We start from the raw sequence: 19,704 nt of genomic DNA, 5'->3' as shown, positions 1-19,704 counted from the left end.
CAGGTCCTGCCTGTCCATCCGAACCGCGTTCAGTTCCGCGGCCGCCCGGCGTACCTCGACTTCCGGAACTCTCCACTGACCGCCGCTCGCGCTCACCGTCGCCACCACATGGTTGCCGAGGAGGACGTACCCGGCCCGGGCATGGGCAGGAGAGCAGGTGAATGCCCCAGAAGCCGTCGGCACAGCACTGTCGGCCGTCAGATCGACCCACAGAGCGTCCGCGGCACCCAGGGTGATCAGGCCGTCCGTGCGACCGGGCATGACACGCTCTGACATACCGACAGGCTAACGGCCTGCAACACGTCAACCGGTGCTCGCCCTCGACGACCGTCTCGCGAAGCGGGGGCCACAGGCCGGGCTGGTCGCTCTCGGAGTGGCATCGCCCGAACTGCGCCTGCCTATCCATAGTCAGGCCATGGCGCGCACATCCCCCTCCGCGAACGCCGGCACCCGGCGGAGGCCAACGGCGCTCGGGTCTGACACGGCCCGCTACCCGGTCCGTCAGGCGGGCACAGGTCAGGGCCCTGTCCCGAGCTGCATCAGCTCTGGCAGGGCAACGGCAAGGCACCGGAACGCGGCGGACGCCGATTCGGGAAACCGTACGCGCTCAGTCCCTTCGAGGGTTCGAGCGCGACCTGCCCAACACCGGTCAATGGCCGTCGTCGTGATCATCGACCATCCGCTAAGCCCTGAGACGGTCTTCCCGTCCTCCTCGGACACGCTCTTCATCTCGCTGCACGACCGGCTGACCCTGCACCCAGCATGGTGCGATCCACACCTGACGATCGTCGAACAGCTTGATGGCACGCCGCTCATGGCAAGGGCCAGGATCGGGGCCAAGAGGCGACAGACTTTGCCGGCCGTTGCAGCAGATCGAACGAAGGACCCTCCGCGCCATCGATCCCGGCGGGAGCGGAAGCCGGCAGGCCTTCGACTACGCGCGACGGGAGCGAAAACCAGCACCAGCCTCAGACGGAGTTGACGGGGAGGACATCCGGGGAGATGGCGGCGGCGTGGGCGGCGGCGGATGTCATGCGGCGTCGATGGTGGCGGCGGCACAGGACCTCGTAGCCGACCTCGGCAGCGGTCTGGTTGACGTCGCCGACCACAACCTGTTCGCCTTCGACGACCATCACGCCGCCGACCGTACGGGCATTGTGGGTCGCGCGGGCGCCGCACCAGCACATGGCCTCGACCTGGAGTGCCTCTATCCGGTCCGCCAGCTCGATCAGCCGCTGAGAGCCGGGGAAGAGCTTTGTGCGGAAGTCCGTCGTGATCCCGAAGGCGAACACGTCCATGCCGAGATCGTCGACGATCCGGGCCAGCTGGTCGATCTGCTCCAGGGCGAGGAACTGGGCCTCGTCCACGATCACGTAGTCCGCCCTGCCGCCCTGCGAGAGCTCGCCGACGAGGTGGCTGTAGAGATCCATGGCGTCGGTGACCTCGACGGCGTCGGTGACCAGACCGAGGCGCGAGGAGAGCTTGCCCTCGCCGGCCCGGTCCTGGCGGGTGAAGATCACGCCCTTCAGCCCACGAGTCGAACGGTTGTGCGCGATTTGCAACGCCAGCGTCGACTTCCCGCAGTCCATCGTTCCGGAGAAGAACACCAGCTCGGGCATGAGGAGTTGAACACCTTTCGGCGAGTGGTCGGGGATGCGTCGGGGGCGTGCGTCAGGAGCGCACTTCGAGCAGCGGGACGAGCTGCTCGGCGGGGGTCATCGAACCGTGGTTGCCGACGAGCGCCGACTCCTTGGGCTCCCGCTCGGTGGCGATGATCAGGACGTCGTCGTGGGCGGCCGCGACCACGTCGCCGAGCCGGTCGTACACCCGCTCGTCGATCCGCGGTCCGAACCAGCCCGCCGCGATCGCCTCGTCGCGCGAGGCCACCCAGAACTGCTCGCCGAGGACCTCGCGCCAGCAGGTCAGTACGTCGTTCTCGGCGCCCGGTACCGCGTACACGTGCCGCGCCCGGCCCTCGCCGCCCAGCAGGGCGACCCCGGCCCGCAGCTCCCAGTCGGTGTCGAAGTCGAAGCGGTGCTCGTCGTCGAACGGGACGTCGACCATGCCGTGGTCGGCGGTGACGTAGAGCGCGCTGCGCGGGGGCAGCTGCTCGGCGAGGCGCTGGGCGAGCCGGTCGACGTACATCAGCTGGCCGCGCCAGGTGTCGGAGGCGACGCCGTAGCGGTGGCCGGAGCCGTCCAGCTCGGAGTAGTACGTGTAGACCAGCGAGCGGTCCCCGGCGGCCAGTTGCTCGGCGGCGGCGTCCATGCGCTCCTCGCCGCTCAGCCGGCCGTGGAAGGTGCCGCCGCTGAGCGCGATCTTCGTGAGCGGGGTGTGCTGGAAGGCGGGCGAGGAGACCTGGGCGGAGTGCACCCCGGCCTCGTGGGCCAGCTGGAAGACGGTGGGGTACGGCTGCCAGGGGCGCGGGTCGGTGTACGGCTGGAAGCGGAGCTGGTTCATCAGCTCGCCGGTGGCCGGGTTGCGGGCGCTGTAGCCGGGCAGGCCGTGGGCGCCGGGCGGCAGACCGGTGCCGACCGAGGCGAGGGAGGTCGCGGTGGTCGCCGGGTAGCCGGCGGTGAGCGGGCGGCCGGTGCCGCCGCGCGAGCTGCCGAGCAGGGAGGTCAGGAAGGGGGCCTCGTCGGGGTGGGCCCTCAGCTGCTCCCAGCCGAGCCCGTCGACCAGGAGGACGCAGACCCGGTCGGCCGGGGTCAGTTCCCCGATCGTGGCGGTCATGCCGGGCACGCCCATGCCCGCGGCCAGGGTGGGCAGCAGGTCGGCGAGGGAGCCGGTGCCGTACTCGGGCAGCGGGGCGGTGTCCAGGGCGAGGGGTTCCGGGTGGTCCCAGGCGGAGGTGAGCTGGGACATCAGCGCGTGAGGTCCGCGGTCGCCTCCGAGACGGCCTGCGCGAAGGCGAGTGCCTGGCGCACCGTCTCGGGGCCGTCCCCGGCCTCGCTGACGCGCAGGCTGAGGTCGTCCGCCGTGGAGTTGCCGGTGTAGCCGTGGTCGGCGTCGCAGTTAGGGTCGCCGCAGGCGGCGGGCTCCAGGTCGATGCGGTTGACGGCGCCCCAGCCGATGGTGAGCACGACCTCGCGGGGCAGGGTGCCCGGGGTGTACTGCTCGGGGTTCGCGACGACCCGGCTGACCACGACCGAGGAGATCCGGCCGAGCTTCACGGACTCGGTGGAGGTGGTGGCGTACGGGGTCGGGGAGGTGCTGTCGGCGGCCTGCTCGTCGGTGTGGCTGACGATGAAGCGGTTGCCGGTGAGGACCAGGACGGTCACATGGCGGCGCACCTCGTTCTGGTCGAACGTGGTCTCCTGGTGGACCAGGTACGACCGGATCGGCTCGCCGCCCACAGCGGCCTCCACCGCCTCGGCCACGAGGGCCGGGTAGTAGCCGCTGCGCTCGATCGCCGCGCGCAGCCCCTGGGTCGTCGTACTGGTCTTGGCCATGGCGTCCATCCTAATCCGTGGGCAGGGCCGCTCCGGGCCAGTCATCGGGACCGAGGCGGGCCGTTCACGCGCGCGTGGCCCGCCCGTCGTCGTGCCGACGGACGAGCCCCGGCACGATGTCCAGCCGCTCGGCGGCGATCAGGCAGGAGACCGGTCCGGGCCCGCCGGCGTCCGCCTCGAACGCGACCACGACGGGCGGTGCCCCGCCGAGCGCCCGCCGCAGCCGCGCGGTCTCCTGCGCGGTGGGCTCCCGGAAGACGGGGTCCTGGAAGGCCGCGGGGCACGAGACGAAGCACGGGTCGGTGAGGACCACCTCCAGGCCGTGGTGGTACGTCAGGTCGTACCCGGCGGCCAGCCGCAGCAGGCCGCCGTCCCAGACGATCACTTCCCAGTCCCACCAGCCGCCCTCGGGCAGTCGCCGGCCGGCGATCTCCATGAAGTCCCCCTCTCCCCCGTCTCCCCCCTCTCGCTCCCCCGTCTCCCCCCTCTCGTCCGCTCAGTACGCCGGCATCGTGCGCGGTCCGAGGTCGTCGCGGGCGGGCGGGGGTGCGAGGCGGAGGGTGGCGCCGAGGACGCTCACGCCGTGCGGGGCGACGACCACCGGCTCCAGGGTGACGGCGACCACCTCCGGATGATCGTCGACCAGCCGGGACACCCGCAGCAGCAGCTCCTCCAGGGCAGGGGTGTCGACGGGGGTGGAGCCGCGCCAGCCGAACAGCAGCGGGGCCGTGCGGATCGCGCGTACGAGCGAGGTCGCCTCGCGGTCGGTGACCGGGACCAGCCGGTGCGCCATGTCCCCGAGCAGCTGGGAGGCGGCCCCGGCGAGGCCGAAGGACAGCACGGCGCCGGCGGCCGGATCGATCACCGCGCGGACGACCGTGTCGACACCTCGGGGCGCCATGCCCTGCACCACCGGCCGCAGTCCCTCCGGCGCCCCGAACAGCTCGGTCAACTCGGCGTACGCCCGCCGCAGTTGCTCCTCGTCCGCGAGGTCGAGGCGTACGCCGCCCAGGTCCGCGCGGTGCCGCAGGTGGGGGGCGGTGGCCTTGAGGGCCACGGGGTAGCCGAGGGTGCGGGCGGCCTCGGCGGCGGCGTCGGCGGTCGGGGCGGGCAGGGCCTGGCGCACGGGGATGCCGTACTTGCCGAGCAGCTCGCAGGTCTCGGCGGCGGAGATCGTGAGCCCTTCTCCGCGCGCGAGCAGCTCCCCGATCAGCCGCGCGGCCCCCTTCTCGTCGATGTCGTCGTACTCGGGCACCTTCCCCGGCTCCGCCGCCTCCCGTCGCCACTGCCCGTACTTGACGGCTTCGGCGAGGGCGCGCACCGCGCGCTCGGCGGCGGGGTAGGCGGGGATGGCCTTGTCGGACGCCGCTCCCTCGGCGGGCAGCCCTGCCACGGGGCGGAAGGGCGGGGCGGTGCACTCGGTTCCGGCGGTCCCGGGAGTCCTCTCGACGGCCTGCGGTGCCGTGCTCGCCGCGGCCGACAGGGCCTCGGCCAGTCCCCCCAGCTCCACATGCACCACCAGCACCGGCTTGCCCGGCACCGCCGCCGCGGCCGACCGCAGCGCCTGCGCCAGCTCGGCATCGCCCGGCGAGCCTTCTCCGATCGCGGGGATCGCGGTGACGACGACGGCGTCGCACGTGTCGTCCGCCAGCGCGGCCCCCAGCGCCCGGTGGAAGTCCTCCGCCGTCGCCCCGGTCGTCAGGTCCAGCGGGCGCGACGGCCGCAGTCCTTCGGCGAGGCAGCGGTCGTACGCCAGCACGCCCAGCGACTCGGAGTTACCCAGGATCGTCACGCGCGGCCCGGCCGGCAGGGGCTGCCGGGCGAGCAGCAGGCCCGTGTCGACCAGTTCGGTGATCGTGTCGACGCGCAGCACTCCGGCCTGCCGCAGCAGCGCGGAGACGGTGGCGTGCGGCAGCCGGGTCGCCCGTACCGCGTGCCCCTGCGGGGCGGAGCCGACCCCCTGCACGACGACCAGCGGCTTCGCCGCCGCCGTGCGCCGCGCGAGCCGCGTGAACTTGCGCGGGTTGCCGATGGATTCCAGGTACATGAGGGCGACATCGGTCTCCGGGTCGTCGTACCAGTACTGGAGGACGTCGTTGCCGGAGACGTCGGCGCGGTTGCCGGCGGAGACGAACGTGGAGACGCCCGTGACCCCGGTGACGCCTCCGCCGCGCCGGTGCAGCCGGGACAGCAGGGCGATGCCGATGGCGCCGGACTGGGCGAACATGCCGATGCGGCCGGGGCGGGGCATCTCGGGGGCGAGCGAGGCGTTCAGCCGGACGCCGGGGGCGGTGTTGATGATCCCGAAGGCGCTGGGGCCGATGAGCCGCATGCCGTACGCGCGCGCGTGGCGCACGAGCGCCCGCTGCCGCTCCCGCCCGTCGGGCCCGCTCTCGGCGTATCCGGCGGACAGGACCACGAGTCCCTGCACGCCGTGTTCGCCGCACTCCGTGACCACCGCGGGAACATGATCGGCCGGTACCGCGATCACGGCGAGGTCGACCGGGCCGTCGATGTCCCGCACCGAGCGGTGCGCGGGCACCCCGTCGATCTCCTTGCAGTCCTCGGGGAAGGCCTGGTTCACGGCGTGCAGCAGGCCGCCGTAGCCGCCGTCGCGGATGTTGCCGAGGACGCTGCGGCCGACGCCGCCGGGGGCGCGGCCGACGCCGATGACGGCCACCGAGCCGGGCGCGAGGAGCCGCCGTACCGAGCGGGCCTCGGCGCGCTGTTCCCGGGCGCGCTGGACGGCGAGCGAGCGGTCGGTCGGTTCGAGGTCGAACTCCAGGCGGACGACGCCGTCCTCGAAGCTGCGCTTCTGGGTGTACCCGGCGTCCGTGAACACCTTGATCATCCTGGTGTTGGCGGGCAGCACCTCGGCGGCGAAGCGGCGGATGCCCCGCTCGCGCGCGACGGCCGCGACGTGCTCCAGCAGGGCGGAGGCGACTCCGCGGCCCTGGTGGGCGTCCTGCACGAGGAAGGCGACCTCGGCCTCGTCGGCCGGCACGGAGGCGGGCATGCCGTCGGCGCCGATGCGGTCGTAGCGTACGGTGGCGATGAACTCGCCGCCGATGGTGGCCGCGAGTCCCACCCGGTCCACAAAGTCGTGGTGCGTGAAGCGGTGGACGTCCTTGGCGGACAGTCGTGGGTACGGCGCGAAGAAGCGGTAGTACTTCGACTCGTCCGAGACCTGCTCGTAGAAGCTGACCAGGCGGTCGGCGTCATCAATGGTGATGGGCCGGATGCGCGCGGTACCCCCGTCGCGCAGCACCACGTCCGCCTCCCAGTGGGCGGGGTACTCGTACCGGTCCTGCCGGTCCGCCGAGCTCTGCATGGGCCCCAGAGTACGGCTCGCGTCCGACAACGGCGCGAGGCAGTCTGTGGGGGACGGAAGTCGGATCGAGGCCGCGGTCCGATGTCACACCGGAGGGGACGAGGGTCCGCTCCGGACACGCTTCGCGATATGGGAAACTGGTCTAGACAACCCTGAACACCGAAGGGCAGCAACACATGGCTGAGCGCCGCGTCAACGTCGGCTGGGCCGAGGGCCTCCACGCCCGCCCCGCCTCCATCTTCGTCCGAGCCGCCACGGCCGCAGGCGTCCCGGTGACGATCGCCAAGGCTGACGGCAACCCCGTCAACGCGGCCTCCATGCTGGCCGTCCTGGGTCTGGGCGCCCAGGGTGGCGAGGAGATCGTCCTCGCCTCGGACGCCGAGGGCGCGGACATCGCCCTGGAGCGTCTGGCCAAGCTGGTCTCCGAGGGCCTGGAGGAGCTGCCCGAGACCGTCTGATCCGGCCCCGCCCGGAACACGGAACACCGAAGCCGCGTCGCCCTTTGTGGGGCGGCGCGGCTTCGCCGTTTGGCACGGTCTTCCACAATGCGTGAACACACCTGAATTCAGGCAGCAAGAATACACCGCCACCGAATTACTCTTCTTTGTATACGGCGCTCGTGTTAATGGCGCAGGCCGCTCATGTTTACGGCGTGTTGCGAAGTCCTCACGCCCTCGCCGCCGGCGGAAAAGCGAAGCCTGTGCGCGGCCGTCGCGCGCTCGCCGTGCAGAGCCGTGAGCGCCCGCGCGCGCTCGCCGTCGCCGCGCGCCACCGCGTCCACGATCGCGCCGTGCTCCGCCCAGGACTCGACCGGGGTCGGCAGCGCCTCCACCGCGTACATCCAGGCGATCTTGTGGCGCAACTGGGTCAGCATCGAGGTCAGCGAGGGGCTCGCGCAGGCCTGGGCGAGCGTCTCGTGGAACCAGCCGCCCAGTGACCGAAGATCCTCGCTGCTGCCCCGCCTGGCCCGCTCCTGGCCCAGTCTGACCAGGCCACGCAGCACCTTCAGATGCGCCTCCGTGCGCCGCTGCGCGGCCCGGGCGGCGCCGAGCGGCTCCAGGAGCATCCGCATCTCCAGCAGGTCGGCCGCCTCCTGCTCGGTCGGCTCGGCCACGCACGCGCCCGCGTGCCGGCGCGTCACCACGAAGCCCTCCGCCTCCAGCGTGCGCAGGGCCTCGCGGACGGGGACGCGCGAGACGCCGTAGCGGCGGGCCAGGACTTCCTCGGTGAGGCGGCTGCCGCGCTCGTGGACACCGGCGACGATGTCGTCCCGGATCGCCGTGCATACCGAGTGCGCCGGAATACGCATGACCGACCTCCGCCTTAATCCCCGTGACACGTCGACGATGGACGCGTGTTCCGTGACTCTATTGCAATGAGCCAGAATTTCCGACGGCGGGCCGGAATCCATGGATATTTTTTGGACAGCGACTCCGTAAGCGCACCGAGGGCACCGTGGAAAAACGACGAAAGCCCCGGCTCGGTGAGCCGGGGCTTCGGATGCCGTGTCTCGTGCGCCGTGCGCGTCAGACGTCCACGCCGTGCTCGCGGAGATAGGCGACCGGGTCGACGTCCGAGCCGTAGTCGGGGGTCGTACGGGCCTCGAAGTGCAGGTGGGGTCCGGTGACGTTGCCGGTCGCGCCGGACAGGCCGATCTGCTCGCCCGGGGTGACCTGTTGGCCCACCGTGACGCCGATGGACGACAGGTGGCCGTACTGGGTGTACATGCCGTCGGCCATCCGGATCACGATCTGGTTGCCGTACGCGCCGCCCCAGCCGGTGGAGACGACGGTGCCGGAGCCGACCGCGTGGACGGGGGTGCCGCTGGCCGCGTGGAAGTCGATGCCGGTGTGGGAGCCGGAGGACCACAGGGAACTGCTGGCCTTGTAGCCCGTGGAGACGTACGAGTCCGTGATCGGGGGGACGAAGCGGTTCAGCCGCTCGCGCTCCGCCTCGCGTGCGGCGCGGGCCTTGGTCTCGCGGATCTCCTGGGCCCGCCGGGCCGCGGCCTCCTCGGCGGCCTGCCGCTGGGCGGCCGCCTGCGCGTCGATCTGCGCGGCGATGTCGTCGCCCACGCTGATCACCGGGGTGAGGCCGGTCTGCTCGACGGAGTTCTGGGCGGCGGACGCGGGGGAGGCCGCGAGGGTGCCGATGACACCGGTGGTGAGGGCCGCGACGCCGGCCGCCTGAGCGGCGGTGCGCGTGACCCGGCCGGGCTTGCGGTGCTTCCCGGTGGCGCACATGAACGCCATGGAGTGGCTGGTCCTTTCCTTCCCTCTCGCCTACCGGGTTAGCTGACGGGTTCGGAGCAGGAAGGTCTCCTACGGCCCCCCACGCGCACGCGTGGGCGTCCGATTCACCCCAGGGGACGTTGTGGGTCCCCGGCTCCCCTGGCTCGCGCCGTACGGGGACTCGGCGATGGCTGTCCGGTGCCGCGGGTGCGGCGCACTGCCCGACGAACAGCCCGGACGACGCTAGGCGGGCCTGCCGTCGGTCCCCAAACCGAACCGGGCCTTTGTAGCGCATCCCACAGGGCAGACAGGCAACCTCCGTCCCAAATCGGGCATCTGGGGAAGAGCGCGGAACGGCGTGGGGCCCTGACGGCCCGTAGGCGGTCAGGGCCCCACGCGCGCGTGCCCTACTCGGCCGCGACGACGCTGACTTCGCCGATGCCGAGCGCCTCCACCGGCGCCTTGATCTGCGAGGCGTCACCGACGAGGACGGTCACCAGGCCGTCCACCGGGAAGGCGTTCACGACGGCGGCCGTGGCCTCCACCGTGCCCGTGGCGGCCAGCTGCCGGTACAGCGTCGCCTGGAAGTCGTCGGGCAGATGCTGCTCGACCTGGTCGGCCAGCGTGCTCGCGACGGCCGCCGCCGTCTCGTACTTGAGCGGCGCGACCCCGACGAGGTTCTGGACGGCCACGTCCCGCTCGGCGTCGGTCAAGCCCTCCGCCGCGAGGGTGCGCAGCACCTTCCACAGGTCGTCCAGCGCGGGACCGGTGTTCGGCGTGTCCACCGAGCCGCTGATGGCGAGCAGGGAGGCACCCGTGCCGTCCGCGGCGGACCGCAGGACCTGGCCGAAGGCACGCACACCGTAGGTGTAGCCCTTCTCCTCGCGCAGGACGCGGTCCAGGCGGGAGGTGAGGGTGCCGCCCAGACAGTACGTGCCGAGCACCTGCGCGGGCCACACGCGGTCGTGCCGGTCGGGGCCGACGCGGCCGATCAGCAACTGCGTCTGGACCGCGCCGGGCCGGTCCACGATGACCACGCGGCCGGTGTCGTCGGCGCTCACGGCCGGCACGGGCCGGGGCTGCCCGGGGGTGCCGCTCCAGGCGCCCAGGGTGTCGCCGAGCAGGGCGTCCAGGTCGATGCCGGTGAGGTCGCCGACCACGACCGTAGTGGCCGTCGAGGGGCGCACATGGCGGTCGTAGAAGGCGCGTACGGCGGCCGCGTCGATCTTCTCGACCGTCTCTTCGGTGCCCTGCCGCGGACGCGACATGCGCGAGGTCGCCGGGAACAGCTCCTTGGACAGCTCCTTGGCGGCCCGGCGGGTGGGGTTGGCCAGCTCGTGCGGGATCTCGTCCAGGCGGTTGCGGACCAGCCGCTCGACCTCGCTCTCGGCGAACGCGGGCGCGCGCAGGGCGTCGGCGAGCAGGCCGAGGCCCTTGGCGAGGCGGGAGGCGGGCACCTCCAGGCTGATGCGGACGCCCGAGTGATCGGCGTGCGCGTCGAGCGTGGCGCCCGCGCGCTCCAGCTCGGCCGCGAACTCCTCGGCGGAGTGCTGGTCGGTGCCCTCGGAGAAGGCCCGCGCCATGATCGTGGCGACGCCGTCCAGACCGGCCGGCTCGGCGTCCAGGGGCGCGTCGAGCAGCACCTCGACGGCGACGACCTGCTGGCCGGGGCGGTGGCAGCGCAGCACCGTCAGGCCGTTGTCGAGCGCCGCGCGCTCGGGGGCCGGGAACGCCCACGGCTTGGCCTCGCCGGGCTGCGGCTGAGGGTGGAAGTCCATGCTGGCGAGCTGCTCGGTCACTTGGCCGTCTCCTCGTTCTCGTTGCCGGCCTCTACGGTCGCTTCCTGCTCCGGGTCCTCGGGCACGTCGGCGTCCGGGGCCGCTTCCGGGGACTTCGGCTCGTAGACGAGGACCGCGCGGTTGTCGGGGCGCAGGCGGGCCTTGGCGACCTCCTGGACCTCTTCGGCGGTCACCGCCAGGACGCGCTGCACAGCCGTGAGGGCGAGCTGCGGGTCGCCGAACAGGACGGCGAACCGGCACAGTTCGTCGGCGCGGCCCGCCACCGTGCCGAGCCGGTCCAGCCACTCGCGCTCCAACTGGGCCTGGGCGCGCTCCATTTCCTCCGGCGTCGGGCCCTCCTCGGCGAACCGGGCGAGCTCCTCGTCGATGGCGGCCTCGATGACCGGCACCTCGACGTCGCCGGAGGCCTTCACGTCCAGCCAGCCCATCGAGGGCGCGCCGGCGAGGCGCAGCAGGCCGAAGCCGGCCGCGACGGCCGTGCGGTCGCGGCGCACCAGCCGGTTGTACAGGCGGGAGGACTCGCCGCCGCCGAGGACGGTCAGGGCGAGGTCGGCCGCGTCGCACGCGCGCGTGCCGTCCTCCGGCAGCCGGTAGGCGGCCATCAGGGCGCGCGCCGGGACCTCCTCGACGACGACCTCGCGCTTCTGCTCGCCGATGACCTCGGGCAGGGACCCGTCGCGGGGCGCGGGCTTGCCGTCGTGCGCGGGGATCGAGCCGAAGTACTTCTCGATCCAGGCGAGGGTCCGTACGGGGTCGATGTCGCCGACCACGGACAGCACCGCGTTGTTCGGCGCGTAGTAGGTGCGGAAGAACTGGCGGGCGTCCTCCAGGGTGGCCGCGTCCAGGTCCGCCATCGAGCCGATCGGCGTGTGGTGGTACGGGTGGCCCTGCGGGTAGCTGAGGGCGGTCAGCTTCTCGAAGGCGGTGCCGTAGGGGACGTTGTCGTAGCGCTGGCGGCGCTCGTTCTTGACGACGTCCCGCTGGTTCTCCATGGACTCGTCGTCCAGGGCGGCCAGCAGCGAGCCCATGCGGTCGGCCTCCAGCCAGAGCGCGAGCTCCAGCTGGTGGGCGGGCATGGTCTCGAAGTAGTTGGTGCGCTCGAAGCTGGTGGTGCCGTTCAGCGAGCCGCCGGCACCCTGCACCAGTTCGAAGTGGCCGTTGCCCTTCACCTGTCCCGAGCCCTGGAACATCAAGTGCTCGAAAAGGTGAGCCAGGCCGGTACGCCCCTTGACTTCGTGGCGGGAGCCGACGTCGTACCAGAGGCAGACCGCCGCCACCGGGGTCAGGTGGTCCTCGGAGAGCACCACGCGCAGACCGTTGGCCAGGCGGTGCTCGGTCGCTGTCAGGCCCCCGGAGCCTGCCTCGGCTGTGGTCGTGTGACCCATGGGCATGTACGTCCCTTCGCGAGCGGAGGCGGTTGTGCAAACCGCGGTTTTCCTGCCGTGCCTGCCACTGTATGCAAAGCGTGCGGGGCCTCGGCGAAGTTCCCGCGGGCCGTACGCCCACAGCGGATCGCGCACGCCGTTCCGGGCGGGTGCCGGAGCGGGTGCCGGAGCGGGTGCCGCGACGGCTTCCGGCGGCCGACGGGGCCGCGGACACCGGGTCGTGGCACGGGTTGTCAGTGCCTCGGTCCACAATGGTCGGCGTCAGATCCGTCAAACGCTTCAGCAAGGAGCCAGGCAGGATGGCCCGCCGCAGCACGAAGACCCCGCCGCCCGACGACTCGTACGAGGAGAAGATCCTCGACATCGACGTCGTGGACGAGATGCGTGGCTCCTACCTCGAGTACGCGTACTCGGTCATCTATTCGCGCGCCCTGCCGGACGCCCGTGACGGCCTCAAGCCGGTGCACCGCCGGATCGTGTACCAGATGAACGAGATGGGCGTGCGCCCCGACCGCGCCTACGTGAAGTGCGCGCGTGTCGTCGGCGAGGTCATGGGCAAGCTGCACCCGCACGGCGACGCGTCGATCTACGACGCCCTGGTGCGCATGGCCCAGCCGTTCTCCATGCGCGTGCCGCTCGTCGACGGCCACGGCAACTTCGGTTCGCTGGGCAACGACGACCCGCCGGCCGCGATGCGGTACACCGAGTGCCGGATGGCCGAGGCGACGGGCCTGATGACCGAGTCGATCGACGAGGACACGGTCGACTTCGCACCCAACTACGACGGCCAGGAGCAGGAGCCGGTGGCTCTGCCGGCCGCCTTCCCGAACCTGCTGGTCAACGGCTCCTCGGGCATCGCGGTCGGCATGGCGACGAACATGCCGCCGCACAACCTCGGCGAGGTGATCGCGGCCGCCCGCCATCTGATCCGGTATCCGAACGCCGACCTGGACGCGCTGATGCGGCACGTCCCGGGCCCGGACCTGCCCACCGGCGGCCGGATCGTCGGCCTCGACGGCATCCGGGACGCGTACGCGACGGGCCGCGGCACCTTCAGGATCCGGGCCACGGTGTCGGTGGAGACGGTGACGGCCCGCCGCAAGGGCCTGGTCATCACCGAACTGCCCTTCACGGTCGGCCCCGAGAAGGTCATCGCGAAGATCAAGGACCTGGTCAACGCGAAGAAGGTCCAGGGCATCGCCGACGTCAAGGACCTCACCGACCGCGAGCACGGCCTGCGTCTGGTCATCGAGATCAAGAACGGCTTCGTGCCGGAGGCGATCCTGGAGCAGCTGTACAAGCTGACCCCGATGGAGGAGTCCTTCGGCATCAACAACGTGGCGCTGGTGGACGGCCAGCCGCTCACGCTGGGCCTGAAGGAGCTGCTGGAGGTCTATCTCGACCACCGCTTCGACGTGATCCGGCGCCGCAGCGAGTTCCGCCGCACCAAGCGCCGCGACCGGCTGCACCTGGTCGAGGGTCTGCTGACCGCGCTGGTCGACATCGACGAGGTCATCCGGCTGATCCGCTCCAGCGAGAACTCCGCGCAGGCCAAGCAGCGCCTGATGGAGCGCTTCTCGCTGAGCGAGATCCAGACGCAGTACATCCTCGACACGCCGCTGCGCCGGCTCACCAAGTACGACCGCATCGAGCTGGAGGCGGAGAAGGACAGGCTCACCGAGGAGATCGAGGAGCTGACCCGGATCCTGGAGTCCGACGCGGAGCTGCGCAAGCTGGTGTCGGCCGAACTGGCCGCCGTGGCCAAGAAGTTCGGCACCGACCGGCGCACGGTCCTGCTGGAGTCCGCAGGCGCCCCGGTGGCCGCGGTGCCGCTCCAGGTGGCCGACGACCCGTGCCGGGTGCTGATGTCCTCGACCGGTCTGCTGGCCCGCACGGCGGCCGACGCGGCGTTCCCGGAGGAGGCCGGCGCTAAGCGCGTCAAGCACGACGTGATCGTCTCGGCGGTGCCGGCGACCGCACGCGGTGAGATCGGGGCGGTGACCTCGGCGGGCCGGCTGCTGCGGATCAACGTGGTCGACCTGCCCCAGCTGCCGCAGACGGCGACCGCGCCGAACCTCGCCGGGGGCGCCCCGCTCGCGGAGTTCGTGTCCCTGGTGGACGACGAGACGGTGGTCTGCCTGACCACGCTCGACGAGTCGTCCCCGGGCCTCGCGCTCGGCACGGAACAGGGTGTCGTCAAGCGCGTGGTGCCCGACTACCCGTCCAACAAGGACGAGTTGGAGGTCATCACGCTCAAGGAGGGCGACCGGATCGTCGGCGCGGTGGAACTGCGCACCGGCGACGAGGACCTGGTGTTCATCACGGACGACGCGCAGCTGCTGCGCTTCCAGGCGTCCATCGTGCGCCCGCAGGGCCGCCCGGCGGGCGGTATGGCGGGCATCAAGGTCGCCGACGGCGCCAAGGTGATCTCCTTCACGGCGGTCGACCCGGCCGCCGACGCGGTGGTCTTCACGGTGGCGGGTTCGCGCGGCACGCTGGACGACTCCGTACAGACGACGGCCAAGCTGACCCCGTTCGACCAGTACCCGCGCAAGGGCCGGGCCACGGGCGGCGTGCGCTGCCAGCGGTTCCTGAAGGGCGAGGACTGCCTGTCGCTGGCCTGGGCGGGGCCGGTTCCCGCGCGCGCGGCCCAGAAGACCGGCGCCCCGGCCGAGCTGCCGGAGCTGGACCCCCGCCGGGACGGCTCGGGCACGTCGCTGCCGATGACGGTCTCGGTCGTCGCGGGGCCGGCCTTCTAGACCGGCGGGTCCTGCGGCCCGGCCCCCGTCTCCTGCGGTCCCTGGACGTACCGCAGGACGCCCCACATGCCGTGTTCGTCGGCGTGTGGGGCGTCGTTCCTGGCCGCCTCCAGCTCCTTGCCCAGGGCGTCGGTGTCGATGCCGGAGCCGATCAGCACGAGCTGGGTGAGCCGGTCGCCGGCCGCGGTCCAGGGTTCGGGGTAGAAGCGCAGGAACCGGCCGACGGCGTGCACGGCGTACCGGTTGCGGGTGTCGTACGGCCCGAAGTCGACGTACCCCTTGATCCGGTACAGCCCCTCGGGCCGGCTGTCCAGGAACCGCATGAGCTCGCGCGGGTCCATGGGCAGGTCGGAGGTGAACGACAGGCTGTCGTAGCCGGTGTGGAGATGACCGGTGTGGTCGTCGTCATCGGTGTGGTCGTGCAGGTCGTCGAAGGACAGCTGCCCGATGCGCTCCTCGCTGGGCTTGCAGTCGAAGAGGAACTCCGGGTCGATACGCCCGTAGGCGGCGGGGACGACGGCGGCTCGGTCGGCGAGGGACCGTACGAGGCCGAGCACGCGCTCGCCGTCCGCGGCCCGGTCGAGCTTGTTGACCACCACGAGGTCGGCGAGGGCCAGGTGCCGGTCGACCTCGGGGTGGCGGGCCCGGGTGTCGTCGAACTCGGCGGCGTCCACGACCTCGACCAGGCCGCCGTAGACGATCCCGGGGTGCTCGCTGGCCAGCACCATCCGCACGAGTTCCTGCGGCTCGGCGAGCCCGCTGGCCTCGATGACGATCACGTCGATGCCGACGCCGGGGGCGGCGAGCCGGTTCAGGTAGACGTCGAGCTCGCTCGCGTCGACGGCACAGCACAGACAGCCGTTGCCCAGCGAGAGGGTCGAGTCGCCGAGGGCACCGGCGACGGCCATCGCGTCGATCTCGATGACCCCGAAGTCGTTGACGATCGCGCCGATCCGGCTGCCGCCGCTGCGGTGCAGGAGGTGGTTGAGGAGCGTGGTCTTGCCGGAGCCGAGGAATCCGGCGAGCACGACGACGGGGATCTGCTGCGGGGTGCTGCTGTTGCCCAACGGGCGTCCTCTCTCACGTGGACCGACTGCCGGTCCAGGATAAGAGCGGCGCCCCCGGACCCGGGCTCACGGCTGAACCGGCACCGCCACCGGGGGCTCCGGTCCGACGTAGCGGGCGACGGGGCGGATGATCTTCGGATCGGCCGCCTGTTCCAGGATGTTGGCGCTCCAGCCCACCACCCTGGCCGCCGCGAAGGTGGGGGTGAACATCTCGCGGGGCAGGCCGCACAGTTCCATGACCACGCCGGCGTAGAACTCGACGTTGGTGTGGAGTTCGCGGCCGGGCTTCAGCTCTTCGAGGATCCCCTCGACCTTCCGCTCGACCTCCACGGCGAACGCGACGCGCGGGCCGCCGAAGCTCTCGGCGATCTCCCGCAGCATCCGTGAACGGGGGTCCTCCGTGCGGTAGACGGCGTGCCCGAACCCCATGATCCGGTCGCCGCCGAGCACTCGCGCGCGGATCCAGGAGTCGATCCGGTCCGGGGTGCCGATGGCGTCCAGGGTGTCCAGGGCCCGGCTGGGCGCGCCGCCGTGCAGCGGCCCGGACAGGGCACCCACGGCCCCGGTCAGACAGGCCACCACGTCGGCGCCGGTGGAGGCGATGACCCGGGCGGTGAAGGTTGACGGGTTGAATCCATGGTCAATGGTGGAGATCAGGTATTGCTCGACCGCACGGGCGTGCCGCGGCTCGGGTTCCTCGCCGGTGAGCATGTACAGGTAGTTGGCCGCGTGGGCGAGGTCGTCGCGCGGCTCGACCGGATCGAGTCCCTGCCCGAGCCGGTACAGGGCGGTGAGCAGGGTGGGTACGGCCGCGCAGGCGGCCAGGGTGTCGGCGCGGCGCCCGTCGGCGTCGATGTCGTACACCGGCCGCATGCCCCGGGACGCGCCCAGCAGTGACAGGGCCGTGCGCAGACCGGACAGGGGGCCGGAGACCCGGCTCGCGGCGGCGATCGCGGGCAGTGCGGCGCGGACCTCCGCGGGCAGCCGGCGCAGCGCGGCGGTCTCGGCCGCGAAGGCGGCCCCGTGCCGCGCGTCCGGGAGCGCGCCGTGGACCAGGAGATGCCAGACGTCCTCGAAGCCGCGGGTCCGCGCGAGTTCGACGGCCGAGTACTGGCGGTAGTGGTAGAAGCCCTGCCGTCCCCGGACGTCACCGATCTCGGTCTCGGTGACGACGACGCCGGCGAGGCCGCGCGGGGCGTCGATGAGCGGAGTGGCGGCTCTGTTGATGGACATGGATTCCCTCCCGGTTCCCTCTCTGGACTTGATTTCACTGTCCATGCTTGACTATTTCCTTGTCAACGTTGATTAAATCAATGCATCGCTATCAAGATGTGCGAGACGACTACGGTGACCCCTATGCGCGATCACGAACCCGCTCCCGGCCGCCCCGGGCGAAGGCTGACCACCAAGGAGACCGCCGAGCTGCTCGGTGTGAAGCCCGAGACGGTCTACGCGTACGTGAGCCGCGGTCTGCTCAGCAGCACACGCGAACCGGGCGGCCGGGCCAGCACCTTCGAGGCGAAGGAGGTCGATGCCCTCGCCCGGCGCAACCGGCGTGAGGCGGCCGGGACTCCGGGCTCCGGCGGCGACCTGTCGGTGCGGACCCGCATCACGCTGATCGAGCAGGACCGCTACTTCTTCCGCGGCGTGGACGCCGTCGACCTGGCCCTGCGCCACTCGTACGAGGAGGTCGCGGAATGGCTGTGGACGGGCCGGCCGGCTCCGGGGGCCGCCTTCTCCGCCCCCGCCGCCACGGTCGAGGTCGCCCGCCGCGCGGTGAACGCGCTGTCCGAGCACGCCTCCCCCACCGACCGGCTCCGGGTGGCGGCGATCGCCGCGGCGGCCGAGGACCCACTGCGCTTCGACCTGTCCGAGGACGCGGTGCTGAACACCGCGCGGATCCTCATCCCCACCCTCGTCGCCGCGCTGCCGCCGGCCCGGCACGCCCACAGGGACGACGGCCCGCTGGCCCACCGGCTGTGGGGCCGGCTGACCGGACGCCCTGCCGACGAGGCGTCCCTGCGGGTCCTGGACACCGCGCTCGCCCTGCTCGCCGACCACGACCTGGCCGCGTCCACGCTCGCCGTCCGGGTCGCCGCCTCGGCCCGGGCCCACGCCTACGCGGCCGTCTCGGCCGGGCTCGGCGTCCTGGAGGGCCCGCTGCACGGTGCCGCGAGCGGCGGCGCCCACCGCATACTGCTCGACGTGCTCGACCAGGGCACGGCGATCCCGGTGATCGCCGACGAACTGCGCGCGGGCCGCCGTGTCCCCGGACTCGGCCACCGGCTGTACGCGGGCGAGGACCCCCGCGCGCGCGTGCTGTTCGGCCTCCTGGAGCAGGTGCCGCGCGCGGAGTCCGCCCTGCTCGCGGCGCGGGACGTCGTCGCCACGACCGCCCGGCACACCCCACTGCACGCCAACGTCGACCTTGCCCTGGCGGTGTTCACGGCGTCCAGCGGCATGCCCGCGACGGCCGGCGAGACGATCTTCGCGGTCGCCCGGACGGCGGGCTGGATCGCGCACGCGCTGGAGGAGTACGGCGAGCGCCCCCTGCGCATGCGCCCCGTCGGCCACTACGTCGGCACACGACCGCCGCAGCCCCTTCCGGAGTAGGGCCCGCGCCGCCCGCCGGAGCAGTACTCGGTCACGGCCGGAAGTCGCCCCGCACGGAGTCAGGTTAGGCTCACCTCTGTGAGTAGGTGCGCGACCGTGTCCCGGAGCCTCGACGAGCCCGTTTCCGGCACGGCGGCCACGGCGACGACGTGGCTGCTGCTGGAACAGCCCGGCCCGTGGGGCGCCAAGGCGCTCACTTCCAGCCACCTGGACCCCCGAGTGGGACGGGCGCTGGAGCGGGCGGCCGAGGGAACGGGCGTGCGCGTGGCCCTCATACGGCGCCCCGGGCGGCACGCCGACCCCGGCACGCCGCCGCTGCGGCATGTGTACGCGGCCCACACCGTTCCGGGAAACGCGTGGCTGCACAGCGCCACCGTCCGCGCACCGGAACGGCTGCTCGACCTCGACTTCACCGCTCTCGGCACGGGCGACCACCGTTCCTTCGACGCCGCGCTCGACGGCCGCCCGCACCGGGGCGACCCGCTCGCGCTCGTATGCACCAATGGCAAGCGCGACCGCTGCTGCGCCCTCCTGGGCCGCCCGCTCGCCGGCGAGCTGGCCGCCTCGGGGGTGCACGGGGTCTGGGAGGTCACCCATCTGGGTGGACATCGCTTCTCGCCGACGGTGCTCGTCCTGCCGTACGGCTATGCCTACGGCCGCGCCGAGGCGCACACGGTCAAGGAGGCCCTGCACGGCGTCCGCGAGGGACGTGTGGTGGTCGAGGGATGCCGGGGGTGCTCCGCTTGGGAACGGCCCGGCCAGGCGGCCGAGCTGGCCGTGCGGACGGCGGCGGGCGAGGACCGCGCGGGCGTGCTGAGCGTCGTACGGACCGACGGCGCGGCCCCGCACTGGGAGGTCACCGTCGCCCACACCGACGGCCGTCTGTGGCGGGTCACCGTGGCGCAGGGGGCGTCGCTGCCGCCGCGCGCGGAGAGCTGCGGCGCGGAAGTGCTGGGCACGCCCGCGCGGATGGACGTCACGGCGGTGCGCGAACTGCGGCCGACGGCACTGGCGAGCTGAGCGCACCCCGTCGTTCAAGAATCGGTCAAGAGATCCCCACCGCAACC

The 19,704-nt window shown here is 72.3% G+C and carries 15 protein-coding genes, 1 pseudogene and 1 riboswitch; of the genes and pseudogenes, 4 read left to right on the top strand and 12 right to left on the bottom strand.

Features of this window, described 5'->3' with window-relative positions; translation table 11 throughout:
- From ACZ4MF_RS32205 to ACZ4MF_RS32180, 6 genes and pseudogenes are all read right to left on the bottom strand, one after another.
- A pseudogene (locus ACZ4MF_RS32205) lies at positions 1–276 on the bottom strand (endonuclease domain-containing protein); the annotation flags it as partial.
- Between the two features lie 692 nt (positions 277–968).
- A complete protein-coding gene (locus ACZ4MF_RS32200; RefSeq protein WP_467495708.1) occupies positions 969–1,619 on the bottom strand; it encodes a thymidine kinase in 651 nt (216 codons plus the stop codon).
- A gap of 52 nt (positions 1,620–1,671) precedes the next feature.
- Positions 1,672–2,865 carry an alkaline phosphatase family protein gene (locus ACZ4MF_RS32195; protein WP_356021454.1) on the bottom strand — a complete coding sequence of 398 codons (1,194 nt, stop codon included), beginning with the start codon at positions 2,863–2,865 and terminating at the stop codon, positions 1,672–1,674.
- Complete coding sequence (locus ACZ4MF_RS32190; RefSeq protein ID WP_467495706.1) at positions 2,865–3,452, bottom strand: DUF5998 family protein; 588 nt, start codon at positions 3,450–3,452, stop codon at positions 2,865–2,867. The genes ACZ4MF_RS32195 and ACZ4MF_RS32190 overlap by 1 nt, the downstream gene beginning before the upstream one ends.
- A 64-nt stretch (positions 3,453–3,516) precedes the next feature.
- Positions 3,517–3,888, bottom strand: coding sequence for a hypothetical protein (locus ACZ4MF_RS32185; RefSeq protein WP_467495704.1), 372 nt, complete (start codon positions 3,886–3,888; stop codon positions 3,517–3,519).
- A 60-nt stretch (positions 3,889–3,948) separates the two neighbouring features.
- A complete protein-coding gene (locus tag ACZ4MF_RS32180) occupies positions 3,949–6,783 on the bottom strand; it encodes a bifunctional acetate--CoA ligase family protein/GNAT family N-acetyltransferase (protein WP_467495702.1) in 2,835 nt (944 codons plus the stop codon).
- Between the two features lie 176 nt (positions 6,784–6,959).
- Between ACZ4MF_RS32180 and ACZ4MF_RS32175 the strand changes: the two genes are divergently transcribed.
- Positions 6,960–7,241, top strand: coding sequence for an HPr family phosphocarrier protein (locus tag ACZ4MF_RS32175; protein ID WP_356021447.1), 282 nt, complete (start codon positions 6,960–6,962; stop codon positions 7,239–7,241).
- A 164-nt stretch (positions 7,242–7,405) separates the two neighbouring features.
- Here the strand turns inward: ACZ4MF_RS32175 and ACZ4MF_RS32170 are convergent, their stop codons facing one another.
- From ACZ4MF_RS32170 to ACZ4MF_RS32155, 4 genes are all read right to left on the bottom strand, one after another.
- Positions 7,406–8,092, bottom strand: a complete 687-nt coding sequence (locus tag ACZ4MF_RS32170; RefSeq protein ID WP_467495699.1) for a GntR family transcriptional regulator — start codon at positions 8,090–8,092, stop codon at positions 7,406–7,408.
- 217 nt (positions 8,093–8,309) lie between these two features.
- Positions 8,310–9,035 carry a M23 family metallopeptidase gene (locus ACZ4MF_RS32165; RefSeq protein ID WP_467495697.1) on the bottom strand — a complete coding sequence of 242 codons (726 nt, stop codon included), beginning with the start codon at positions 9,033–9,035 and terminating at the stop codon, positions 8,310–8,312.
- A gap of 12 nt (positions 9,036–9,047) precedes the next feature.
- A riboswitch (cyclic di-AMP (ydaO/yuaA leader) is annotated at positions 9,048–9,211 on the bottom strand.
- A gap of 210 nt (positions 9,212–9,421) precedes the next feature.
- A complete protein-coding gene (locus ACZ4MF_RS32160; protein WP_467495722.1) occupies positions 9,422–10,792 on the bottom strand; it encodes a M16 family metallopeptidase in 1,371 nt (456 codons plus the stop codon).
- 17 nt (positions 10,793–10,809) lie between these two features.
- The gene (locus ACZ4MF_RS32155; protein ID WP_362822516.1) at positions 10,810–12,204 is read right to left on the bottom strand and encodes a M16 family metallopeptidase; all 1,395 of its coding nucleotides are present in this window, start codon (positions 12,202–12,204) and stop codon (positions 10,810–10,812) included.
- A gap of 293 nt (positions 12,205–12,497) precedes the next feature.
- Between ACZ4MF_RS32155 and ACZ4MF_RS32150 the strand changes: the two genes are divergently transcribed.
- Entirely contained in the window at positions 12,498–14,957 is a 2,460-nt protein-coding gene (locus tag ACZ4MF_RS32150; protein ID WP_467495694.1) for a DNA gyrase/topoisomerase IV subunit A, read from the top strand.
- On the opposite strand, the gene ACZ4MF_RS32145 is transcribed toward ACZ4MF_RS32150, so the two are convergent.
- Together ACZ4MF_RS32145 and ACZ4MF_RS32140 are read right to left on the bottom strand one after the other, a co-directional pair.
- The gene (locus ACZ4MF_RS32145) at positions 14,954–16,024 is read right to left on the bottom strand and encodes a CobW family GTP-binding protein (protein WP_467495692.1); all 1,071 of its coding nucleotides are present in this window, start codon (positions 16,022–16,024) and stop codon (positions 14,954–14,956) included. The two genes, ACZ4MF_RS32150 and ACZ4MF_RS32145, sit on opposite strands and share 4 nt — an antisense overlap.
- A 66-nt stretch (positions 16,025–16,090) precedes the next feature.
- Positions 16,091–17,257, bottom strand: a complete 1,167-nt coding sequence (locus ACZ4MF_RS32140) for a citrate synthase/methylcitrate synthase (protein WP_467495690.1) — start codon at positions 17,255–17,257, stop codon at positions 16,091–16,093.
- A 123-nt stretch (positions 17,258–17,380) separates the two neighbouring features.
- Between ACZ4MF_RS32140 and ACZ4MF_RS32135 the strand changes: the two genes are divergently transcribed.
- Together ACZ4MF_RS32135 and ACZ4MF_RS32130 are read left to right on the top strand one after the other, a co-directional pair.
- Positions 17,381–18,637 (top strand): citrate synthase, encoded by a 1,257-nt coding sequence (locus ACZ4MF_RS32135; protein ID WP_467495688.1) that lies wholly within the window; start codon positions 17,381–17,383, stop codon positions 18,635–18,637.
- Between the two features lie 78 nt (positions 18,638–18,715).
- Positions 18,716–19,657: a sucrase ferredoxin gene (locus ACZ4MF_RS32130; protein WP_467495686.1), complete on the top strand. Its 942-nt coding sequence runs from the start codon at positions 18,716–18,718 to the stop codon at positions 19,655–19,657.
- The last annotated feature ends 47 nt before the right edge of the window (positions 19,658–19,704 follow it).

It is taken from the genome of Streptomyces sp. NPDC025793 (assembly GCF_055558375.1).
The sequence above is the reverse complement of the archived record's forward strand: the minus strand, read 5'-3'. Positions and strand labels throughout refer to the sequence as shown.

Excerpts from the sequence above, each read along its gene's own strand:
- ACZ4MF_RS32200 (WP_467495708.1), bottom strand. The coding sequence starts at position 1,619 with ATGCCCGAGCTGGTGTTCTTCTCCGGAACGATGGACTGCGGGAAGTCG.
- ACZ4MF_RS32195 (WP_356021454.1), bottom strand. The coding sequence starts at position 2,865 with ATGTCCCAGCTCACCTCCGCCTGGGACCACCCGGAACCCCTCGCCCTG.
- ACZ4MF_RS32190 (WP_467495706.1), bottom strand. The coding sequence starts at position 3,452 with ATGGCCAAGACCAGTACGACGACCCAGGGGCTGCGCGCGGCGATCGAG.
- ACZ4MF_RS32185 (WP_467495704.1), bottom strand. The coding sequence starts at position 3,888 with ATGGAGATCGCCGGCCGGCGACTGCCCGAGGGCGGCTGGTGGGACTGG.
- ACZ4MF_RS32180 (WP_467495702.1), bottom strand. The coding sequence starts at position 6,783 with ATGCAGAGCTCGGCGGACCGGCAGGACCGGTACGAGTACCCCGCCCAC.
- ACZ4MF_RS32175 (WP_356021447.1), top strand. The coding sequence starts at position 6,960 with ATGGCTGAGCGCCGCGTCAACGTCGGCTGGGCCGAGGGCCTCCACGCC.
- ACZ4MF_RS32170 (WP_467495699.1), bottom strand. The coding sequence starts at position 8,092 with ATGCGTATTCCGGCGCACTCGGTATGCACGGCGATCCGGGACGACATC.
- ACZ4MF_RS32165 (WP_467495697.1), bottom strand. The coding sequence starts at position 9,035 with ATGGCGTTCATGTGCGCCACCGGGAAGCACCGCAAGCCCGGCCGGGTC.
- ACZ4MF_RS32160 (WP_467495722.1), bottom strand. The coding sequence starts at position 10,792 with ATGGACTTCCACCCTCAGCCGCAGCCCGGCGAGGCCAAGCCGTGGGCG.
- ACZ4MF_RS32155 (WP_362822516.1), bottom strand. The coding sequence starts at position 12,204 with ATGCCCATGGGTCACACGACCACAGCCGAGGCAGGCTCCGGGGGCCTG.
- ACZ4MF_RS32150 (WP_467495694.1), top strand. The coding sequence starts at position 12,498 with ATGGCCCGCCGCAGCACGAAGACCCCGCCGCCCGACGACTCGTACGAG.
- ACZ4MF_RS32140 (WP_467495690.1), bottom strand. The coding sequence starts at position 17,257 with ATGTCCATCAACAGAGCCGCCACTCCGCTCATCGACGCCCCGCGCGGC.
- ACZ4MF_RS32135 (WP_467495688.1), top strand. The coding sequence starts at position 17,381 with ATGCGCGATCACGAACCCGCTCCCGGCCGCCCCGGGCGAAGGCTGACC.